This is a genomic window from Pseudomonas sp. 3JA, from assembly GCF_036961705.1.
In the GTDB taxonomy this organism is placed as follows: Bacteria; Pseudomonadota; Gammaproteobacteria; order Pseudomonadales; family Pseudomonadaceae; genus Aquipseudomonas; species Aquipseudomonas fluorescens_Q.
This window is the reverse complement of the sequence record NZ_JBAMDJ010000014.1, coordinates 100433-121296: the sequence shown is the minus strand read 5'-3', so window position 1 is coordinate 121296 and position 20864 is coordinate 100433. Positions and strand designations below refer to the sequence as shown.

General features: G+C 60.1%; 9 protein-coding genes and 1 pseudogene. 3 read left to right on the top strand and 7 right to left on the bottom strand.

The features are described from left to right. Positions 1-2: 2 nt before the first annotated feature. Genes V7773_RS13535 through V7773_RS13520 form a run of 4 tightly spaced genes read right to left on the bottom strand, consistent with a single transcriptional unit; the run spans position 3 to position 14437 of the window. Entirely contained in the window at positions 3-2792 is a 2790-nt protein-coding gene (locus V7773_RS13535; RefSeq protein ID WP_336073846.1) for an RHS repeat-associated core domain-containing protein, read from the bottom strand. Next, the gene (locus tag V7773_RS13530) at positions 2789-7276 is read right to left on the bottom strand and encodes a SpvB/TcaC N-terminal domain-containing protein (protein WP_336073844.1); all 4488 of its coding nucleotides are present in this window, start codon (positions 7274-7276) and stop codon (positions 2789-2791) included. The genes V7773_RS13535 and V7773_RS13530 overlap by 4 nt, the downstream gene beginning before the upstream one ends. Next, positions 7273-11868 carry a neuraminidase-like domain-containing protein gene (locus V7773_RS13525; RefSeq protein ID WP_336073843.1) on the bottom strand — a complete coding sequence of 1532 codons (4596 nt, stop codon included), beginning with the start codon at positions 11866-11868 and terminating at the stop codon, positions 7273-7275. Before V7773_RS13525 ends, V7773_RS13530 begins: the two co-directional genes overlap by 4 nt. A 34-nt stretch (positions 11869-11902) precedes the next feature. Next, on the bottom strand, positions 11903-14437 hold the full coding sequence (locus V7773_RS13520; protein WP_336073841.1) for a Tc toxin subunit A: 2535 nt from the start codon (positions 14435-14437) through the stop codon (positions 11903-11905). A 241-nt stretch (positions 14438-14678) separates the two neighbouring features. On the opposite strand from V7773_RS13520, the gene V7773_RS13515 reads away from it, so the two are divergent. Together V7773_RS13515 and V7773_RS13510 are read left to right on the top strand one after the other, a co-directional pair. Beyond that, positions 14679-14924: a FitA-like ribbon-helix-helix domain-containing protein gene (locus V7773_RS13515; protein ID WP_092146225.1), complete on the top strand. Its 246-nt coding sequence runs from the start codon at positions 14679-14681 to the stop codon at positions 14922-14924. Then, complete coding sequence (locus V7773_RS13510; RefSeq protein WP_092146223.1) at positions 14921-15340, top strand: type II toxin-antitoxin system VapC family toxin; 420 nt, start codon at positions 14921-14923, stop codon at positions 15338-15340. The genes V7773_RS13515 and V7773_RS13510 overlap by 4 nt, the downstream gene beginning before the upstream one ends. Positions 15341-15395: 55 nt before the next feature. Here the strand turns inward: V7773_RS13510 and V7773_RS30475 are convergent, their stop codons facing one another. The 3 genes and pseudogenes from V7773_RS30475 to katG form a co-directional block, all read right to left on the bottom strand. Next, on the bottom strand, positions 15396-16100 hold the full coding sequence (locus tag V7773_RS30475; RefSeq protein WP_371856155.1) for a methyl-accepting chemotaxis protein: 705 nt from the start codon (positions 16098-16100) through the stop codon (positions 15396-15398). Positions 16101-16301: 201 nt separating this feature from the next. Continuing rightward, positions 16302-17180: pseudogene (locus tag V7773_RS30470) on the bottom strand (methyl-accepting chemotaxis protein); the annotation flags it as partial. A gap of 434 nt (positions 17181-17614) precedes the next feature. Next, the gene (gene katG, locus V7773_RS13500; protein ID WP_336073838.1) at positions 17615-19879 is read right to left on the bottom strand and encodes a catalase/peroxidase HPI; all 2265 of its coding nucleotides are present in this window, start codon (positions 19877-19879) and stop codon (positions 17615-17617) included. Positions 19880-20235: 356 nt separating this feature from the next. Here katG and V7773_RS13495 point away from each other — a divergent pair, with 356 nt between their 5' ends. After that, positions 20236-20826 carry a hypothetical protein gene (locus V7773_RS13495; protein WP_336073837.1) on the top strand — a complete coding sequence of 197 codons (591 nt, stop codon included), beginning with the start codon at positions 20236-20238 and terminating at the stop codon, positions 20824-20826. Positions 20827-20864: the final 38 nt, after the last annotated feature.

Here is a 20864-nt window from a genome sequence, read left to right as displayed (position 1 = left end):
CATTATCTTCTCGCCCGGCTGCCTCGTTGGCGAGGACGTGGTGCCTCGTTTATCTGTTGTACGCGAGCGTTGTAGCCCGCGTAGTCGACGGGGGTGCGTCCGGTCGGCACCGTGATTTGCGCTGGAAGAATGCCGCTGCAATTGATGCAGGCCGGAAACGGTTCTGGGGCTTTACCCCTGAACAGGGTGTCGGTGAATATCGTGGTGTCGGAAAGCATCCTCTCCGCCCTGTCCGGGTAGAGCGCTACCACGGAATTCGCCAGCCGGACTTCGGCATGGGTCCCGGGGCCTCCGGCACGTATCGGCATGATCCCACTCATGTTTTCAATATGGGTTTCGATCCAGCCCCGAGTCGGTTGCTGCAGTTCATGGACCTGATCGGTCAGCCGGCTTAGCGTTGGTGCGTCCTTCAGGACGTCCTCGTCTATGGCCACATTGTGGAACATGTCGTTTTTGGCAGCGGCGTATCGGCTGGATAAGTCGGCCAGGTATTCAGCGGTATTGCCGATCCGATAGGTGCCAAAGTTCAAGTAGTGTTCTGAGGGGGTGTCGGTCCTGGCCCAGCCGTCATAGTGGCGGTCCACGCCTTTGTATCCCCTCATGCTGCCTTGAGGCTTTGGCAGGTTGAAGAAGTCGCTGAGCCCGACTTCTTCCGTCTTGATGTAGCCATAAGAGTGAGCAAGAAACTCCTGGCGCAGGAGTCCGCCATTGAGAAACTGATCGGACGTTTTATCGTAGTCATCCGGCATCAAACGATAGGAATAGTCACCTTTTGCCGAATCCATGATTTCCTGCGACCGGGCCCGGCCCCAGGTTTCGAATTCCCTGAAGTCCTCGTCCCTCATCAGGCCCGAAGGGTCGGTAAATCTCATCGGGTTGTTCCCTACCATGCAATACAGGTTCAGCCCGTCAACCGCTCCCGCCGGATCGGGACTGATCCAGCGTTGCAACCACGGTGCGTAGTAGCGGTGCCCGTAGTAATACAGGCCGCTGGCGTCACGCTCCTTGCCGGAATAGCGAAGGGTCCGGTAGTCGGCTTCCACGGCTGAGCGGGACGCAGCCCAAGCGGTTCCGCCGTAGGGGAGATAGCTTTCCTGGCTGATCAGCCAGCCTTCATCGTCGAGTTCCAGCGAGCTGGAACCCAGGTGATCGTCCAGGCTGTAGCGCGTCTGGTTGGCGGCGATGCCGGCTGGGCGGCCTTCGGTCCAGTGCAAGTACCGCACGCTGCAACGGCCGGCCTGCAGGGTGATGACTTCCAGGCGTTCGTGCTGACGGGTGTGGATTTCGAGGCCCGGCAGGTAACGGACTTCCCGGGTATGGGTCACAGCCGAAGCATAGGTGACCTGGACCTTGCGCACCCGTTGCCCCGTGCTGTCGTAGCCATAGCGCTCAAGGTCGTGGCGGCCGTCTGCGCGCTGCACCAGTGTCACGCTGGCGAGTTGATTGCGGGCATTCCACTCCAGTGCCCGGCCCGGATGGAGCACCTGCGGGTTGCCGTTGGCATCGAAGTGCTCAGCCTTGTTCCAGGACAGCAGGCGATTGCTGGAGGCGGCGATCTCCAGCTTCCGGGTGTAGTTGTTGCGGTCGCGGACATGGCGCAGTTCGATCAGGTTGCCACCGGCGTCGTACTGGTAGTGCTCGGTAAACGGGAACAGTTGCCGGGCGTCGAACGGCGTCCTGCTGAAGGCGGGAAGTTCGGGATTGCTGGTCAGCCCCGCCGTTTCACGGCCCGTCGCGCTGCTCAACTGGTAAAGGCTGTCGTAGGTGAACGTGCAGGTGGCGTCGACCCGTTGGTTGCTGCCGAACTGCACCGGTTGGGCCCGATCCTCGATGTGCGTCACGTTACCCACCGCGTCGTAGGTATAGCGCAGATCCTGCAAGGTGTTGCCAGACACCGACGCGCTGAGTGAGGTCAGTCGGCCGCTGGCCGGATCGAACGCGGCGCGACTGACGACGCCGTTGCCGGCAACCTGGGATTCGACCTGGCCAGACGCGTTGTAGACGAGATCCTTCAGGATGGTTTTTTCAGTCGTAGCGTCTTTTATTTTCAGGCTCACAACCTTGAGTTGGCCGGCGATATCAAACCCGTAGCGCTGTTGGTGCCGGGCCGCATCCACCAGCAGGATAGGGTGCGCCAATGCATCGTAGCGCCAGCGGGTTTCGTAGCCGTTGCCCTTTTCCAGCAGTTTGTCGCGGGCGATCTCCTCGGCCGGCCAGTCGGGTTGTGCCGCATCGACGAGGAAGTGTCGCGCCTGGCCAAGCGGTTTGCCGCAGAGGGCGTATTCATCGACGAGCAGGCTGCCCGCGCTGTCATCATGGCGGATCAGGGCGCCGCAAAGGTTGCGTGCGGCGGATTCCGGCGAACTGTCGCCGTAGCGCAGGCATTCGACTCGGCGCGGATCCTGATCTGGCAATTGCTCGTGGATGGCGGTCGGCCTTAGCTGCTGGTCGTAAGTGGTGCGCCAATGGTTTCCTCGCTGATCCCAGCTGCGCACGATCTGTCCGGCAGCGCCAGGGAGATTCAGGCGCCAGCCGGCGTCGACACTGTTCACCAACAACGGCTTGCCGGAAAGGCTGTAGACGGTCGTCAGGTTGGCTTCGGTTGTTGTGTCGAACAGCCTTGGGTCCCACTGCGCAACCTGGCGTCCAGCCGTGTCGTGGTGTTGGCGGGTGATGCGCGCTTGGGATTGTTCTTCTGCGTTACGCCGGCAGTAAGCGACCTGTCGCACGGGCAGGCCTCGACTGTCGACAGCCTTGAGCGTCGGTGTCCTGCGGTGAAGGCCTGGATTCATGCCTCACCTCCGATAGCCGGTGCTTGTTCGGCCATGACCTCTTCCAGGGTGTCGTTCTCGTCCTCGTCCAGGGTGTACCAGGCATGGCGGGTATGCCGCCGCATATAGGAAAGGCCAGCCTGTGTGGCCAGGCGTGTGCGGGTGGGGCGACCCAATGCATCGTAGAACTGCTGGTCACAATGACCGAACTGCCGCAAGGACTCGTCGTTGATGTAGCGGTGCTGATCGGCGAAGTAAGGGCGGTAGAGGCGGATCGGCAACCCCTTGTTGTTGTATTCCACTCGTTCGCTGACACGCCAGCGTGTTGCCGTTGTTTGCTCCATGGGTTTTTCGTCCTTGAGCGCCAGTGCTCCCTGGGATGTGACGACGTAGGCCATGCCCGGCTCGACCCGTTGCTTGCTTTGCAGGGTTCGACCGAAACCGTCGAAGCAGGTGATGGCAATGCGGATTTGCTGCTGGTCGTCATCGGGGTAGCGGTCGGCCACCAGTGCGGCGATGTGCACCGGCTCACGCGTTGCGGCATCCATTTCGTTCTTCAGTTTCAGGTCGTCGGCGCAGAGTGTTTGAAGATCCGCCAGGCGCGTTCGAGCCGACGCACGGATATGGCCGCTGGGCAGCAGGTCTCGGTTGAGCACGCATCGCGCCAGCCAGTCGCCGTCCGCCAGCGCGGCGTTCGACACGCAACCCATCCAGCTGAAGGGCATGTAATAGAGCGCTGTGGCGGCCTCCTGCAAGGCGTCCTGGCGCTGTTCGATCGCTTCTGTCGAACTGTCGAAACACAGCCGCTTGAACTGCGCGATGGGTTTGAAACCCACGGGGGTGTTGTTTTCGGTACCGTAGAATGTCGTGGCCAATACTTGGCCGAAGGCATCAACCAGGCCTTCCTGGACGTTGCCGTTGGGATCGGTAATGCGCCGTGGCAGCAGCGAGCGGTAATCGTAGACCGCTTGGGTGACACAGCCATCAGGCAGTTTGAATGCGGTGATAAAGCAGTGGTAATTGTCGTAGCTGAAGGCGGTCACGCCATGGTGTTCACTCGCCTGTTGGGTCTGGATTTTGTAGAAGCCTTCCAGTGGCGCGTAGGTCGCAAAATCTCTTTTGACTGACCAGAGTTTGTCGAGCAGTGGCGTCGCCGGCAGAAAGGCGTCCATGCGGTGGTAGCCGATTCGTTCCAGCAGCTTGCCCTTCGGGCGGGAGGTTTGCGGCAACAGATGGAAAGCTTTCAAGGCGGTTTCGTCCAGCTCGGCGGTTTCCATGTGGGCGCCCAGGGCTTCGAAGTGGGCGACGCCGTCCGGCAAGGTTTCTGCGGTGGAGGCGTCCTTGTAGCGTTGCACCGACAGGCCAGTCAGAACGCTTTGGGTTATCCAGGCGGTTTCCCCGGTGAGTTCGATGAACCTTTCATAGGTCATGTCCCGTGTGCTCAGCCCGCCGGTCTCGGGTGCCTTGGGTTTCTTCAGCGCATGGGTCCGCTGGCGGTACGGCAAGCCCAGTCGCCAACCCTGAGGCGCTGGCAGATGGATGTACTCGGCGCAGGTTTCGGTCAGGTAATGGAACTGTTGCGCTGGATCATGAGCATCGCGCCACCAGCGTTGCTGATCGGCGTCACTGAACGGCGGAACATCGTCGAGGGTTTTTCGTCGGGCGTAATGGACGTTTACGCTGTGAGTCAGCGAGCCATAGGCGTCGTACTGCAGATTGAAGGTGTGCTGGCATTGCGGATCGTCAGTCAGGCCTTCGTACTGATAGTGGATGGACTCCAGCAGCAGCGGCAACATCCGGGCATGGCGCCGGTTGCCCTCGGGTGCCTGGAGCAGGCGTATGCGATAGCGATTTTCCTGGACCGAATACAACGTTCTGTTGCCCTGGCGTGTGTCGACTCCAAATACCTCGCTTCGCAGTAGGTTACCACTGAGGGCGCGAGACATTTCCAGGATGGTCGCCGTGGTGGGCGAGACAATGGGGGTGTCGCTCCCGGTCTCAGGCAGGTATTGGCTCAGCAAGGTCTTGCCCGGCGCCACGGCGATGGGATCCGCGTGGCTGTAACCGATACGGGGCAGGTCCACCGCCTGGCCGGTGTGAAACCAGTTCTTGGTCAGGCACGGCGTCGTGAAGCCTGGTGATTCGGCATCGTCGGGGTTGGTCTGCTCGTCGGTTTGCAGCAGCAGGCCAAAGCCGCGAAATTCCCGTTCGATGCCGTCGTAATAACCTTGGCGATAGGTGAAGGACTGGAGCAGTTGATTGCCCGTTATCTCGTCCAGTTGGGTTTGATTCGACACCACGTGCACGACCAATGGCAGATGACAAGCCAGGGGCCTGTCGGCGGCCACTCTTTCCGCTTTTTCGTCCAGCCATTCCTGCGCGGAACTGCGGTAGCGGATACTGTTGGCGGTACCCATATTGTTGTTTGTGCCGGTGAGTAAATACGGTTTCGCGCTGACGAAGTCGCAGCGCCAATGTTGGTTTCCCCTGTGGGGCAGGCTCAGGACCAGGCTGGAGCAGCCGAGGCCTTGCAGGTCGGCGATGCTCACCTGGCACAGGCGGTCGTAGTGCAGGCCTTGGGGCCAGGGCAGCGCCACGGGAGGGCTGAAGCCATTGCCACCGCGGTTCATGAAGATCAGCGCCTGGTCCGCTTGCAGGTAGATCAGATCGGTGGCGCCGGAGCCATCGAGGTCCGCCAAACGAATATGCGAGGCGTCGAAGGTTTCGTATGCCAGGCCCGGTGAACCCAGCACGATGCCGTTGCCGAAACGTCCATGCCCCAGGTTTGGCCAGCACTTCACTTCGTTGTGACGAATGCGTACCAGGTGCTGTTGGCCACTGCCGAGCATGTCGCTGAATGCCACCAACTCGGAGGGCGACGCGTTGATGAGTGGGAGCGCATCGTGCTCCTCGTCGCGAGACACTTCGCGGGCTGTCGCAAAACCATTCTCCTGTTGATTGGCGTACATGCGAACGCTGCGTGGGCCGATCAACACCAGGTCGCTGAGGCCCGCGCCCATCAGGTCGGCCAGTTGCCCTTGTGGATTGAAAAAATCCGCGGGGAACGCGTTGAACGTGGCGAAATCCGACCAGTTGCGCTCGGGACCGAGGGAGAAAAAACCGCTCCACCCCGGCTGGGCGATGATCCAGTCCAGTCGACCGTCGCCCGTGAGGTCGCTCAGTGACTGCTGCAATGGTTTTGCAGGGTCGGCAACGGGAATGCGGGGCAACGCCCGCCATTGGCCGTAAGCCACTTCATTGCTGTTGGCCTTGGCTCGCATGGGTTCGCGGTAATACCAACCGCCATCGCCTCGATGGAGCACGCCCGGCAAGCCTTCGCCGTACAGATCCACCAGTTGAAAACCCTGGTTTTTGTTGAGCCCCGGCATGTTTTGCCAAGGCTGCCAGTCGGGGCGTTCAAGCGGGAACTTGAACTCGCTGTAGCTGAACTCGACAGGCGGACGGTGATCGGCCGTCGTCGAGTCGCCGAATGCCTGGTCGTGGGCGGCGGTCAGCTGGTGATAGCCCAGGCTGGTCTGACGATAATCGAGCAGCACGCGTCGCACCAGGACGGGGACCGCGCCCCATTCATCAGGAAAGCGGTGGAACATCAGTACCTGGCGGCACAGTCGTTCGGTGCGTAACTCAAAACCGTAGGCGAAGCTGGAAAACGCGTCGTCACGGGCCAGCCATTGGTGGCCTTCATAGTTCGGCTTCCGTTGGTATTCCGTGCTCCGTTCACCGTAGTCGAACACCAATTCGAAGTGCCATTGCACAGCCTTCAGCCGATCCGCTTCCCACAGGTAGAGGTCCGCATCGGCCTTGAAATTGCCATAGCACACCCGGCTCAGATAGCGCTGCGCCGTGACGTCGGCCTTGTACTGGTAAAGGATGTGCTCGCCGTGGGCGTTCAGGCTTTCTTCCAGCAGCCACTCGCCCACACGCCTTGCATCCAGGGGATCTGCTCGACGCGCCGAAGGGCTTTTTCCGAATACATGGAGGCTGCCATCGGCATCATGTACGAGCCAGAAACCCGGTGTTTCCTTGTCCGACGACCAATACTCGATCCGCTCGAAGCAGCTTTCGATTCTCGGAAAGTAGCGGACCACTGTGTAGGTCTTGTTCAGCGCCAGACGGTTGTAGCGGTCGATGCGCGTCGAGCGGATGGCACCTTGCGGATCTCGCTCGGGCAACCACACCACGGCACCGGGGCCGATGATCTCGTCTTCTTCGGTATAGGCCGGTACACCCTGGGCGGTCCATCGCGCCACACAGGGCAGCGACAGCCCCCAGCCGATGCCGAACACGCCATTGCCGGTCGAGCTGGCGTACCCCAGCGACAAGGAGGGGGCAAAACCGCGCCCCGGGGAAATCGGCAGGGCAATCTCATAGGACGCCGTGCCGTGGGCGCCGATGGCGCTCCATCCCTTGCCGATGCTCTGGATGGCGCCGCCGCCCTTGGGCAGTGACGGCGCGTTGACAGGCATTGTGCTGTGTTCACTCATCGCGAACCTCCGCCTGCCCGGGCTGTGTAGTTCACCTGTACGATGATGTCGGTTAGTGACGCCAGCATGTCCTTTTGGGCTTCGGGGTTGGGGAAGTTCAGGCACCACGTGGAGACCGCACCGGTGTATTCGAAGGGCAGGTAGCGCTCATCGTTGAAGTTGAGGGTGAACAGACCGTTATCGTCGACCCCCGTGGAAAGGGCAATTTGCTGGTTGGCGTAGCGGCTTTCCACGGACTGGCCACCGGGAGACATGAACACCTTGCTGGCGGTCTGGGTCAGCGTGGCCCGAATGTTTTCATAAGGGCCGACGATGGCTGGCAAGGAGACGCTGATGGTCTTGATGCGCCGCAAATAATGCTGCCGATCTTTGTAGTCTTCCTCGAACAACTCTTGGGTCAGCTCGAATTCGCACTGGCCTTGCAACAGGTCGGCGTGAATTTGCGCCCATTCCTTGTTAATGGTGCTGGTTGCGGTTTTGCTTTTGAGTTGACGCAGCGATACCGTTTTACGAATTTCCAGATCCCGCTCGTTGCGGCGCAAGTATTCGGCCTGCATGTTCAACAGGCTCAGCTTCAGCTGCTCGCCCATTCCGAGGCCTCGATAGGTCGCGTTCCAGGTGTCGGGTTGGATGAAACGCGTGTTCAAATCCGCCAGTTCATACTGCCAGCAAGCTTCAGCCGTCAGGCAAAGACCCACTGTTGCGTCGTAGGCTTGGCGGTAGAGCGCGGCAAACTGGCTATTGAGCCATTGGTACAGTTGCGCTTTGGTAAAGCGCTTGCGGAAAAAATCGTAGTTGGTCTTGGCTTGGCCCAGGCTCGATTCCGCCAGGCGAAGTTGCAGGCGCGTGGCCGTTTCCTGCTCGGCAACATGTGCCAGTTGTGCGTCGACCTGCGCCAGTTCGAGCTGTGCCTGGTCTCGGGCCTGGGCCCATTCCTGCCGACGACGATGGAACTGTGCCGTCCGCTCGAGATGGGCCGCTGTCGTGCGGTCGCTGATGGCGGTGCCTTGGGCGATCGCTGCGCCAGCGTGCAGCGCACCTTCCCAACGGGAGCCGCCATTGCTGAAGCCAAAAATGTTAGGGGTCATCATTAGGCTGCCTGCTACGGCCTGGGAGTCGGACGCATCCCGTTCGGCTGAGCCACTTCTCAAGTACAACCGACAGGCGTGCCTCTCGGCTTCACTGACGCCTTTGTCCAGCAGATGCTGGTAGTAATGGGCTCGTCCCTCGACGATAGAACGGCTGGCGAGTAGCGCCTGGCGGTTATGGCGGTCGATCTTCAGTGCCTGACGTTGCAGGTCGACCGAGATTTTCGCCAGGTCCCAGGCTTGCTGTTGTTGCAGTTCCTGCAATTGAGCCTGCTCTTTGCGCTCGATCAGCGATAGCAGCGTGGCACCGAACTGGCTGAGGCTTTCAACGGCACTCTGTGCCTGGCTGTGCATGACCATGAAGCGATAGTTCGGGAGGTGTGGGAGCGATAGACCCGACGCGGCGCTGTCGGCGATGTTCAGGGCGTTGGCGCCGGGCAAGGCGCGAAGATCCAGCGGCGGAGCGAACAGCGGCAAATGCAGCGGCTTGCCGACGATGTCGAGGTTATGCCGCAGGTTGTACAGGCGACTTTCGGTGATGTCCCAGCGTTTGAGCAGCTCGGGGTTGAACGGTACGCGCAAGTACGGGGTATCGATCGCAGGCAAGGACGACGGCGAAGGGTTACCACGAATGCGCAACGGGTGGGGGGTGTCGGATTGGCTCAGGAAACGTTCGAACCCGCGCAGGTTTTCATTGCTGCTTTCGCTCAACGCTTGCAGGCTGATGCTCGTCCATTGATCGAGTGTCTGAACGACCGCCCGCGGCCCCAATAACTCCAGCGCCCGTACGTACCATAGCTTGGCCTCACTGAGGCTATCGGGTGTCAGCGCGCGATACGCGGCGTCGCCTCGGTTGATCAGGATGTCGAGGTACAGGAAGTACAGCGCTTTGCGAAAGTGCACCGGATGACTGAGGGCAATCTGGTGTGGATCGTGGGGCGCCTGGTCGTGATAGGCCGTCATATTGCTGTCGACCAGAGGCACGCTTCTCCAACACCCCTCATTTGCGCGACTCGGGTCGAAGACATATCGGAGCCAGCGTTCGGCTTCCTCGTATCGTTGTTCGGTGTTTAGCCGGTGGGCGATCAGCCACGGTACGTAGAGGAACAGCTCCGTGAAGTAACGGCCGTATGGGCCGTGGAAATCCATCTTGTTGCTGACGACGCCTGGTAAGGCCGGTTCCGGCAAATGTTGGGTCTGCCAATCAAACAAATCATCCAGGCTGTTTTCGGTACGACGGATCAGTTCTGGAGCGAACAGGGTGTTCAACCTGATGGGCTGGCGCGGTTTGTTCTGGGCATCGCTTTCGTTGATGGCGGAACCGGCGAAATTGATGGATTGACTGGTGCCCAGGCCTGGCGTCGATACGTGAGTAATGGTTGGCGGCTGGCGGCGTGCCGGAGTGAACTTCAGCTGGATCGCCTTGAGGGCGGAGTAGAGCTTTTTTTTCGGCTCCTCGGGGTGAACGAAGGCGACCCCACAAAGGAAGGTGTCACCGTGCTTGGCGAGGTCTGTGCTGCGCCAGGTGAACTCAAGGAACTTCTCCAGGTTCGGTGCGGGGCTGGACTCTGCTACGACCGTCAGGTCTTCATACGTTAGCGATTGAGTGTGCGAGGCGGCCGGGCGGCGGAAAATCACGTACTGGAGGAGGAGGGGTTCGTCCAGACTAACGAATGTCTCACCCAGGTTCAGCGGGGCGGAATTGTTCGCGTGCAGGGTCAGGTTTTGCACCGTGCCGGATATCCGGGTGTCAGTCACACGTCTGCTTGCTGCGATCAGGTGTTGTGCTGCTTGGGTGGAAATTAATTTCCCCTGAAAGTCCTCTGACAATGTAAGGCCAAGCGAGTGTTCGTTATCCTTGATTACATCGGTCATGTGATCGAACGACAGTCGGTAGTTTTGATCGAGGGCCTTCGAAGGTGCATTGATTACTGAAGAAAACGAACCGGCGTTAAGTACTACATAGGGCGTTTCCGGCAAGCTTCGGGCAGGAAGCACCCAGCCAAAATGAAGTCGAGGCGTGTGATAGGGCGAGGTCGTTAGTCTCAAGCGCATTTCTTTACGATTTGAAGGCGTACCGATAGCGCCGCCGTCAAGGCCGATGACCGTGCTCATACGCAGCGTGAGGGTAGAGGCTGTGGGCCCCTCGACTGATTCGATTCCAATGCGTTGCCGATGCCCATCGAAATCCGACATGGAGACTTCCATATTCTCGGGGAGGGCAACTTCAATGGGGACGATTTCGGCGGATGTTTTGGTTTGGATACGTTGCGCCGTAGCGCTGATGAGTGTTTTTTCATCGGCGTTGTGCTGGCGATAATGCTCTTTCGCTGCTTGTTCCGTGGTGGCTGAGCTACCGGGCTCAGGGGTGAGGTTTTTATCGATGCACGTTGTTTTAATGAACGTGAAGTGGTTGCCGGTTGAATTGAGCGAGTCGGTCCTGGTTTCACGTGCACACAAGGCGAGAAACAACACATCGCGCGCACCCTTGCGGTATTGCACAGCAACAGTGCCGACCAATGCCTTGATCGCATCCAGCTCCATGCTGCGAAGCGCGTTGTCCTCGCAATAGCCCTGCAGGCAAACACGCGGGGTGCTCCAGCCTCCATCCGGTTTTTTGAAACAGAGGCTCAAGCGTAATAGCGGATGATGGGTGGTCGCTTGTGACGGTGAAGAAGCATTGCGGGTGGCTGATGGATCCTGATGGATGCATTCGGCCCATACGACGAACAAACGATTGTTGAACCAGACCGGCCTTATTGAATGTTCGACCGCGTTATCGGAAATTGGCACGTTGGCTTTTTCCCAGTCCGACCAGGCGTAGGGATCGGGCTGGTCAAGTTTCGGCGGGGTGGCAGGCGAGGGCGGTGGCGTGCCGTTGATTGGGCGTTGAGCCATGTTCAGCGAACGCCAGAAATAGCTGTTCTCGGAGCGTGATTTGGCAATGAAATAGTAAGTGCTGTTGGCAAAGTCCTCGCCATCGATGTAGCCAGTGAGAATGTTCAGGTTGGCGACTTCTTCGAACCGGGTCAGGTATGCCTTGACCGCGGACTGGACCGCATCGGGTTGAATCTGGTTCTGATTGAGGTCGTTTTCCAGTTGCCGGATGTTGTCGCTCTTGTTGGCCCTCAGCAGTGGGTTCAGATAAATCTCCGGGAAATAGAGCAACTTTTGATGGGCGGCCCAGGTGGGGTATTGATGCAGCTCGTTGCGCCAAGTCTTCAGGTGCTCGGCGCCCAGGCTTGCCGAGTCGTAGCCGGGTTCCAGGTTCATCAGGATGCGATGGACGTATTGCTGCAGGCTGGCGATGGCACACGCCACGGGTGTGGTGGGCACGTCCTGGCTGACCAGCACATCGAGCAACCAGTATTCGTAAAGCGCCTCGGCCGTCTTGAGCTTCAGGTTTCTTGTCGTAGGGTTGTTGGGCGCGACCTGGTTCAGATAGAGCGCTAACTGTGCATCACGCAGGCTTTCATCAAGCTGCTTTTTTATGGCAACGGTCATATTCAATCCTTGAATGTTGAGGACGGTGGACGTGTCAGTGGCAGGCCGCGATCAGCGCTTCACCGACGGTCCTCCAGTCCGATGTCTCGCTGTCGTTGTTGAGTGCGGTTGCCTTGAGCAGCAGGCTGGCCGACAGCCCGGTGTGCTGGCAGCACGCCTGGCAGCGCATGATCCAATCCACGGCTTCCATGGACTGGGCGCGTTTATGTTCCAGGTGTGCGGTCAGGCAACTGACTTCGTCAGTGCTCCAGTCCAGCAGGCTGGCCAGCAGTTTATTGGCTTCTTCGCCTGTGCCTTGCGGCGTGTCCTGGTTGGCAAGCTGCAAGTAATGCAGCAGGTGTTCTTCTGACCGGGCTTGATGGTGGGCGCAGTGACTGAAGCGTTCGAGTAGATACAGGGTTTGAGGCGTCAGCGTTCCTGTGCTGCCTGTGGCCAGCCAGGTTGGGTTATTCATCAATTGTCGCAGGGTGCTGCTGCTCAGGTGCAATCCCTTGCACGCTTGGGCCGTGCGCAATACCGTCGCCAGCAATGCAGGCATTTTCCCGGGGGGGCTCTCCATGGCCGCGACAATCGTCGTTGCATGGGTGTCGGCCATTCGCATCACGCAGGGGAAGTACTCCGCAGACAAGTCGGCAAGGTCGTGCAGCAAGGTCTCCACCACGTGCCGGTCTCCGCTCGGTTGGGGGTCTTGCGCCAGCAGTCTCGACAGTCGTTTTTCCAGGCTCTTGTTCATTGGCACGTCGTCTTCGACAACATCGAACAGACGACACCATGACGCGACATCCCGGTTGTCTTGCTTGAGCCAGTCGACGGCCCAATCCAACGCCATCAGCACATCGAGAACGTCGGGCTGTGAGGCGTGCGAAGTACTCAATGCCCCTGTCACCAACGCTTTGCAGAAATCCTCCCCACCCAGTAAGTGGGCCAGCGCCGTGCATTCGAAGGGAGAGAGCCCAAACATCCGGGCGATACGGGCCTGGCGGTAGAGTGACGAGACTGTGGATAAATCGTGTTTAAACGAAGACAGGTATTTTTCGGTTTGCTTCGTTAGCAACAGCAGCGAATCCTGCGTCATGGGAAGTCCGAGGCCCGCACTGAGATAGCTGAAGGTTTTCAGGTCCGTCGTGACTAGGTCTTCCACCTGCGGGTGTTCGAGCAATTGGGTTCGATTGAACACCTGGTCAAACAAGGGCACCTGCTGGCCGCAAGCAGCAATCGGTATGTCGTGCAGTAACGACGCAAACTCTTGCGGTGCGATGCCGTGGCGTTGGTTCAGGTAGCGATAGACCCCCAGGGTGCGCAAGGTATTGGTGTTGAGCGTCATCGTCGTGCTGCCTTCCGAGCGCAGGGCACTGACGATCAGCGTGTCCAGTTCGGCAACGGGAATACCGGTCCAGCGCTGCAATCGGATCATTCGCTGCATGCGGGCGAACCTTTCGCGAGATGCATGGATGACGGTGTCCGTGGATTTGAGAGTCGTCAGGGTGGCTGTCGATTCCGGCCCGTTGATGTAAGCGGCTCCATAATTGCTGGCATGAATCGAGGGGGGGCTCTCGGTCGAGGTTCGCGGGCTGTAGGCACCTTGTGCCAGCAACTGCTCGACCTGTTCCGTGGTCAGCCCGGTGCGCTCCTTGAAGAACGAAAGATCGTGGAGGCGATTGGGGTTTTCAGTGCCGTAGCTTTTCTTCAGGACGCCAAGGTCCAGGTCTGAACTGGCCGGCGCGAGCAGGATTTTCTGTTGCTCAGGACTGAGCCCGGACAACAATCTTTGCGCCTCGACATGGGATTGCGAAACACGCCCGTAAGGTGAATCCCCTGGTGAAAACGGGAGTTTCAGGCTCACCCGATAATTCAATTCGCCCAGCACCGGTTTGTTTGCGCCCAGCCCCAGCAGACACTGGTGATGATGCAGGTCGTAGGGCAGCGAGAAGGGGTAGTGTTCGCTGGCCAGGACCTGGTGGACGGTCTTGTCGCTCGTTGCCAGATGGGCTTCGATCGCACTACGCAAGGTGTCATTGACGATGTCCAGCATTGGCCGCGCAACGAAGGCGCTCTGGTGATCGAGCATCAGCCCCTTGAGGTCCGGTCGCCGTTGCTCCAGGGGGATTTTGTCGGTTGATGGGGAGGCGTTTTCCAGCTGGCCGGCAAACAGATACAGCGCCCGCAGATAGGCCACGGGCGAGTCGATGGCCGCGATGTCACCTTCCTTGCAGAACTGATCCCAATGCTCGTTGAACAGCGCTTGATAGCTGACGGACGCCGAGGTTGAGTCCGAACCCAGGCTGCGCCGGGCACGTCGCCGGGTATAGCTGGGTGATATCAGGTGCTCCTGATACAGGCGACTGACCTGCCCGGCATAGCTGGCGGCATTGTCATAGACCTGCCCGGCATCCACGTCGGTGTGCTTGCCCAGCTCAAGGATGAACTGCGCCTTGCCCATGCGCATGACGTCGAAGACCGACGTCAATCCCATGCGCTGCAGGGCTGTCTTGAAATCGGCCTGGGCGTTGTCATCGCCGATTGGGGTGTCGATGAGCCGGTGCAACAGTGAGTCGTTGCTTGCGTCCATGTGTTGTCCATCTCCTGTTAGAACGGAATGTGCGGTCCAGGGCAAACCGTACAGGAGCGTGGGACAAAAGGCGGTAGGACGAGAGGGGGTGGGTTTTGTACGAAAGGGCGATGCGTTGTCTGGATCTTGGTTGAGCGGGAGTTGATACAGTCGTTATGGATGAGTGTGTAACGGTAGCTGGACAAGCAGGAGAGATTAACCTAAGTTTGAAATCAATGATTTCATTGATTGCGAGAGGATTATGGCCAGCATCACGATTCGAAACCTTGATGATCAGATCAAGGAACAACTGCGTATCGCCGCCGCCCACAACGGTCACTCCATGGAGGAAGAGGCAAGGCTGATCTTGGGGCGTGCCTTGGCGACAGTCAGCCCGGCGGGAGGATTAGGAAGTCGTATCCGAAACAGGTTCAGCTCCTTGGGTGGAGTTGATCTGGATCTGCCTTCGCGTGACGAGAAAGCAACGGCGGTGGATCTTTCTGAATGATAGTGCTCGATACCAATGTCATTTCAGAGTTCATGCGCGCCGAGCCGAACGCAACCGTCCTGGCGTGGATCGATTCACAGCCGGCAATGGACCTGGTTATTTGCGCTATTACAGTTGCGGAGATTCTTCATGGTATCGCTCGGCTGCCTTTCGGCAAGCGCAAGCAAAAGCTCGAGTCCCATGCCATGGCAATGTTTGAAGAGGATTTTGTCGACAGGATCCTACCCTTTGATGCCCACGCAGCTGTCGAGTACGCGGCCCTGGTTGCGTCATGCGAGGCTAAGGGGCGGGCGGCAGGTATGGCCGACGCGCAAATCGCAGCCATTTGCCGAGCGCACGGCGCTCTGATCGCAACCCGCAATACCAAAGACTTCAAGTTCCCAGGCGTTGAAGTCATCAACCCCTGGAACCCTTGAGCAAAGCCTTCACGCGAAACGCCCATTGCCAATTGGAAACGGGCGTTTCTCATGATCAAACCCTGAAGTGACTCACCATCATCTGCAACTGATTCCCCAACCGCGCCAATTCAACACTGGAAGCGGCGGTTTCTTCGCTGGCGGCGGCGGTCTGTTCTGAGACGTCGCGCACGTTGATGATGCTGCGGCTGATCTCCTCGGCCACGGCGCTTTGCTGCTCGGCGGCAGCGGCGATCTGCTGGTTCATCGACTGGATGTTCGACACCGTGCGGGTGATGTTCCCCAGTGATTCCCCAGCCTTGCGTGTCAGGGCCACGCTGCTGTCGGTGAGGTTGCGGCTGTTGTTCATCACGGCCGCCACTTGCTGGGTGCCATTCTGCAAGCCGGCCACCAAGCCTTCGATTTCCTCGGTGGATTTCTGCGTGCGCTGGGCCAGGCCACGGACTTCGTCGGCGACCACGGCAAAACCCCGTCCGGCTTCACCGGCGCGGGCCGCTTCGATGGCTGCGTTGAGGGCCAGTAGGTTGGTTTGCTCGGCCACGGCCTTGATCACGTCCATGACGCTGCCGATCTTGTCGCTTTCCTGTTGCAGCACGGTCATGGCGTCGGTGGAGCGAACCACTTCGCTGGCCAGCCGTTCGATCTGGGCGATGGCTTCGCTGACCACCTTGTCACCGGCACGGGCTTCGCCATCAGCGGCGGCCGCGGCCTGGGAGGCTTCTTCGGCATTGCGGGCCACTTCCTGCACCGTGGCGGTCATTTCGTGCATGGCGGTCGCGACCTGATCGGTCTCGACTTTCTGGCTGTTGACCCCGGCGCTGGTCTGCTCGGTCACGGCGGACAGCTCTTCGGCGGCGCTGGCGATCTGGGTCACGCCATCGCGGATGCCGCTGATCAGGTCGCGCAGGGTCACGCCCATGCGCGCGATGCCTTGTTGCAGCACGCCCAGTTCATCGCGGCGAGTGACGATGACCGTGTGCGACAGGTCGCCACCGGCAATGCGCTCGACGACGGCCAGGGTGTCGCGCAGCGGGCCGGTGATCTGGCGAGTGATGATCACGGCGGCAATGACGCCGACCAGCAATGCCAGCAGGGTGCTGACCAGTTGCAGGGTGCGCGCCTGGGCACTTTCGGCGTCGCGGCGGTCGAGCTGGATCTGGTACAGCTGTTCGCTCAACGTCACGATTGACGCGCCTTGTTCAGTCATTTCCTTGCGTGCCTGTACCGCGTCGGCGGTGGCCAGCTTGAAGGCCTGCACGGCGCTGCGGTATTGGGCCAGGGCGTTTTCCAGTTGGCGCAGTTCATCCTGGCGGGTGCTGGAGAAGTGCTCGTTCAACGGCTTGAGCGACGCGATGGCGGCGTCCAGCTGGGTGACGGCCTTGCGTTCGGTGTCGGCGTTGCTGTTGGCGGTGTAGCCGCGCACTTCATAGCGGGCCAGCATGAAGTCCTGCTTGGCCTGGGTGATGGCCTGGAACTGGGCGAAGCGCTCATCGCTGAGCGCCATTTTCCGTACGTCGGAATCGATGGTCTCGATCAACTTGTAGGCAATCTCGGCGTTCGCGCCCATGGCGTCGCGGGCGGTGTTGCCGGTGCGGTAGGCACTGCGCATTTTGTTCAGGGACACCTGGTAGGCGCTGATGACTGCGCTCTGCTCCTTGAGCAACTTGACGTTCTGCGGGCTCTTGAAGCTGCTGAGCAGGGCGTTCTGTTGCGCCACGAAACCATCGAGGGTGGTCTGCACATTTTGTGCGGCGGTCTCGTCACCGTTGGTCAGCATGTATTGCAGGCGCGTGACCCGAAGCTTGGTCAGGCCGGCGTTGAGCTGGGTGATGTCGCTCATCCAGTTGCTGCGCTGGATCAGTCCACCCAGGCTGGTCCAACTGGTCAGGGCCAGCAGGCAAGTCAATACCAGCACCAGGCCGAAGCCCAGGCCCAATTTCATGTTGACGCTAATGTTGCCAAACCAGCTATTCATCAAATTCCTCCAGGAACGTTGTGCTGCTTGATCGTCAGTACGCTGGAAGATTGTTGTTGTTAAGAGCCAGCAAAAACGTGTGCAGGGCTTTATCGGCGGCGGGGACTGGATCTGAAAGATTTTTTCCGGATATCGCGGTTTCGCTGAATTCCAGGCAAAAAAAAGCCCGCTGGGAGAGCGGGCTAAAACCTTAGTTTCTTGAATGAGCGAGGCGACTGTACCCAATCACGCGGGGGCGTGGGGTGAAGAAAAGTTCATGAGGCCAGTTCCTTGCCAGACCTCATGCCCTTGTACGCTGCTCACCTGAGATCAAACCGATCCAGGTTCATCACCTTGACCCACGCCGCGATGAAGTCCTTGACGAACTGCTCCTGGGCATCCGGGCTGGCATAGACCTCGGCCAAGGCCCGTAGCTGGGCGTTGGAGCCGAAGACCAGATCGACGCGCGTGCCGGTCCATTTGACCTGGCCGGTCTTGCGATCGCGGGCCTCGAAGGTTTCCTGGGTGTCGGAAAGGGCTTTCCATTCCACGCCCATGTCGAGCAGGTTGACGAAAAAGTCATTGCTCAAGGTCCCTGGCCGTTGGGTAAAGACACCGTGCGCCGTGTGGCCGACGTTGGTGTCCAGTACCCGCAGGCCGCCAATCAATGCCGTCATTTGCGGGGCAGTGAGGGTCAGCAGTTGTGCCTTGTCGATCAACAAAGCCTCGGCGGAAACGCGGTACCGGCCCTTGAGGTAGTTGCGAAAGCCGTCGGCGATGGGCTCGAGAAAACCGAACGACTCGACGTCCGTCTGCCCCTGGCTCGCGTCCATGCGTCCCGGCGCGAACGGTACCGTCACGCTGAGCCCGGCATTTTGGGCCGCCTGTTCGATGCCGGCGCTGCCAGCCAGCACGATCAGGTCGGCCAGGGAGATTTTCTTGCCGTCGGATTGGGCGGCGTTGAACTCGCTCCGAACCCTTTCCAAGGTCGCCAGCACTTGAGCCAATTGTTCGGGCTGGTTGGCCGGCCAATCTTTCTGCGGGGCCAGGCGCAGGCGGCCACCGTTGGCACCGCCGCGTTTGTCGGAACCCCGGAAGGTGGAAGCCGCGGCCCACGCGGTAGACACCAGTTGTGAAACCGTGAGGCCCGAGGCCAGTAGCTTGCCTTTGAGGGCCGCGATGTCGCTGTCGTTGACCAGCGGATGGTCGACCGTGGGGATAGGGTCTTGCCACAGCAGTTCTTCGTTGGGCAGTTCCGGGCCGAGGTAGCGTGAGAGCGGGCCCATGTCGCGGTGGATCAGCTTGAACCAGGCGCGGGCGAAGGCGTCGGACAACTGGTCCGGGTTGGCCAGGAAGCGCCGGGAGATTTTTTCGTAGATCGGGTCGAAGCGCAGCGCCAGGTCGGTGGTCAGCATCGTTGGGTTACGCCGTTTGGACGGGTCGTGGGCATCGGGAATGATGCCCGCGCCGGCACCGTTTTTCGGCGTCCATTGGTGCGCGCCTGCAGGGCTCTTGGTCAGCTCCCACTCGAAACCGAACAGGTTCTCCAGGTAGTTATTGCTCCAGCGGGTGGGGGTGGTGGTCCAGGTGACTTCCAGGCCACTGGTGATGGTGTCGGGCCCCTTGCCGGTGCCGAAGGTGCTCTTCCAGCCCAGGCCTTGCAGCTCCAGGCCCGCGGCCTCGGGCTCGGCGCCGACATTGTCCGCAGGGCCTGCGCCGTGGGTCTTGCCGAAGGCGTGGCCGCCGGCAATCAATGCCACGGTTTCTTCGTCGTTCATCGCCATGCGGGCGAAGGTTTCGCGAATGTCCAGCCCGGCGGCGACCGGGTCCGGCTGGCCCTCGGGGCCTTCCGGGTTGACGTAGATCAGCCCCATCTGCACGGCGGCCAGCGGGTTCTCCAGGTTGCGCCCCTCGTCGGTGCGGCTTTCTTCGTTGCCGGGCTCGGCCACCAATTGGCCTTCGCCGGGGTCTTGCATGGCGGCTTTGTCGGGCTTGCCGTAGCGAACATCGCCCCCCAGCCATTTGTTTTCCGAACCCCAGTAGACGTCTTCATCCGGCTCCCAGACATCGGCGCGGCCACCGGAAAAACCGAAGGTCTTGAAGCCCATGGATTCCAGCGCGACGTTGCCGGTGAGGACGATCAGGTCAGCCCAGGAGATATTGCGACCATACTTCTGCTTGATCGGCCACAGCAGCCGACGCGCCTTGTCGAGGCTGACGTTGTCGGGCCAGCTGTTGAGCGGTGCAAATCGCTGCTGGCCGGAACCCGCCCCCCCGCGCCCGTCACCGGTGCGGTAGGTGCCTGCACTGTGCCAGGCCATGCGGACAAAGAGCGGCCCGTAGTGGCCGAAGTCTGCCGGCCACCAGTCCTGCGAGTCGGTCATCAGTGCATTCAGGTCTTGTTTCAAGGCCTGGAAGTCCAGGCGCTTGAACGCTTCGGCATAGTTGAAATCCTCGCCCATCGGGTCGGACAGCGAGGAGTGCTGGTGCAGGATCTTCAGATTCAGTTGGTTTGGCCACCAGTCGCGGTTCGTCGTGCCACCGCCAGCGGCGTGATTGAACGGGCATTTCGATTCGTTTGCCATGAGAAGCTACCTTTGGTCGTATTCATCCAGCTATCCGGCCCGGCGAGGCTTCGAATAGCGACAGGCGAAATACACAGGGCGCAGGGCTCACAGTTCGCTCAACTGATCATGTTCGGCCACGCTGCAATGTCGAATTGCAAGGACGGTGGCCCACGGCAAGCCCAGTACGTTTCTGAACGCTTCGTATCTCTTTGTCAGGTTTCACGGGCCGGATTACACCAGCCTGAATTCAGGCTAGTCCTCCTTTGCCAGATAGCTAATAGGCGCAGTATTAACGGTCGATAGGGATAATCTTTTATCGAAGCCAAGCGGCGAAGCAGATGATATGAATGGCGCCTGCCGTGACGGACCCAATAATGAACAAATGCCCGCGCAGCACGGCCTTCCACGAAGCGGGTCATGCCCTGGCCTTTTGGTGGAATGGCCTACCGATAAAGCGCATCACCGTGCGTACCAAGGTCGAAGCCTGGGCGGGGCCGCTGTTCGACCTGCGCGGCAACCCTCAATACGCAGAAGGGTTGGTGGAAGCTGACTACCTGGTCGCGCGCCCGGCCTTCGACGCCCCGGGGATCGCTGAATTCCTGCCCTCGATGGTCGATGCCATTGAACGTGACCTGCTCCATTGCTTCGCCGGGCCAGTGGCCGAAGCGGTCTACCGGCACCGCCGGTCCGACCGGTTGATCAGGGGCAGCGGCCGCGGTGACCTGGACCGGGGGCATGAATTGATCAGCCTGCTGCCACCGCGCAAGCTGCTCGACGCCCAAGCCCAGGCGATCGCCCGCTGCAGTTGCCTGGTGCACCGTTACTGGCCGGCGGTCAGCGCCGTGGCCGGCTTCCTGCAGGAGCATGGCACGGTTGAAGGGAACGCCGTCACAGCGCTGCTGTGCGAGATGACCGGGGAGCGGCCGATCTTGCTTGGCCATCAAGTGGCAAGCCTCGATTCGTGATCAAGGCGTTGCCACTGGCCCTATCCGACTCGGATGAA

Bases quoted from the DNA above. Each gene is read 5' to 3' on its own strand.
- V7773_RS13535 (WP_336073846.1), bottom strand. From the start codon at position 2,792: ATGAATCCAGGCCTTCACCGCAGGACACCGACGCTCAAGGCTGTCGAC.
- V7773_RS13530 (WP_336073844.1), bottom strand. From the start codon at position 7,276: ATGAGTGAACACAGCACAATGCCTGTCAACGCGCCGTCACTGCCCAAG.
- V7773_RS13525 (WP_336073843.1), bottom strand. From the start codon at position 11,868: ATGACCGTTGCCATAAAAAAGCAGCTTGATGAAAGCCTGCGTGATGCA.
- V7773_RS13520 (WP_336073841.1), bottom strand. From the start codon at position 14,437: ATGGACGCAAGCAACGACTCACTGTTGCACCGGCTCATCGACACCCCA.
- V7773_RS13515 (WP_092146225.1), top strand. From the start codon at position 14,679: ATGGCCAGCATCACGATTCGAAACCTTGATGATCAGATCAAGGAACAA.
- V7773_RS13510 (WP_092146223.1), top strand. From the start codon at position 14,921: ATGATAGTGCTCGATACCAATGTCATTTCAGAGTTCATGCGCGCCGAG.
- V7773_RS30475 (WP_371856155.1), bottom strand. From the start codon at position 16,100: ATGACCGCCACGGTGCAGGAAGTGGCCCGCAATGCCGAAGAAGCCTCC.
- katG (WP_336073838.1), bottom strand. From the start codon at position 19,879: ATGGCAAACGAATCGAAATGCCCGTTCAATCACGCCGCTGGCGGTGGC.
- V7773_RS13495 (WP_336073837.1), top strand. From the start codon at position 20,236: ATGAACAAATGCCCGCGCAGCACGGCCTTCCACGAAGCGGGTCATGCC.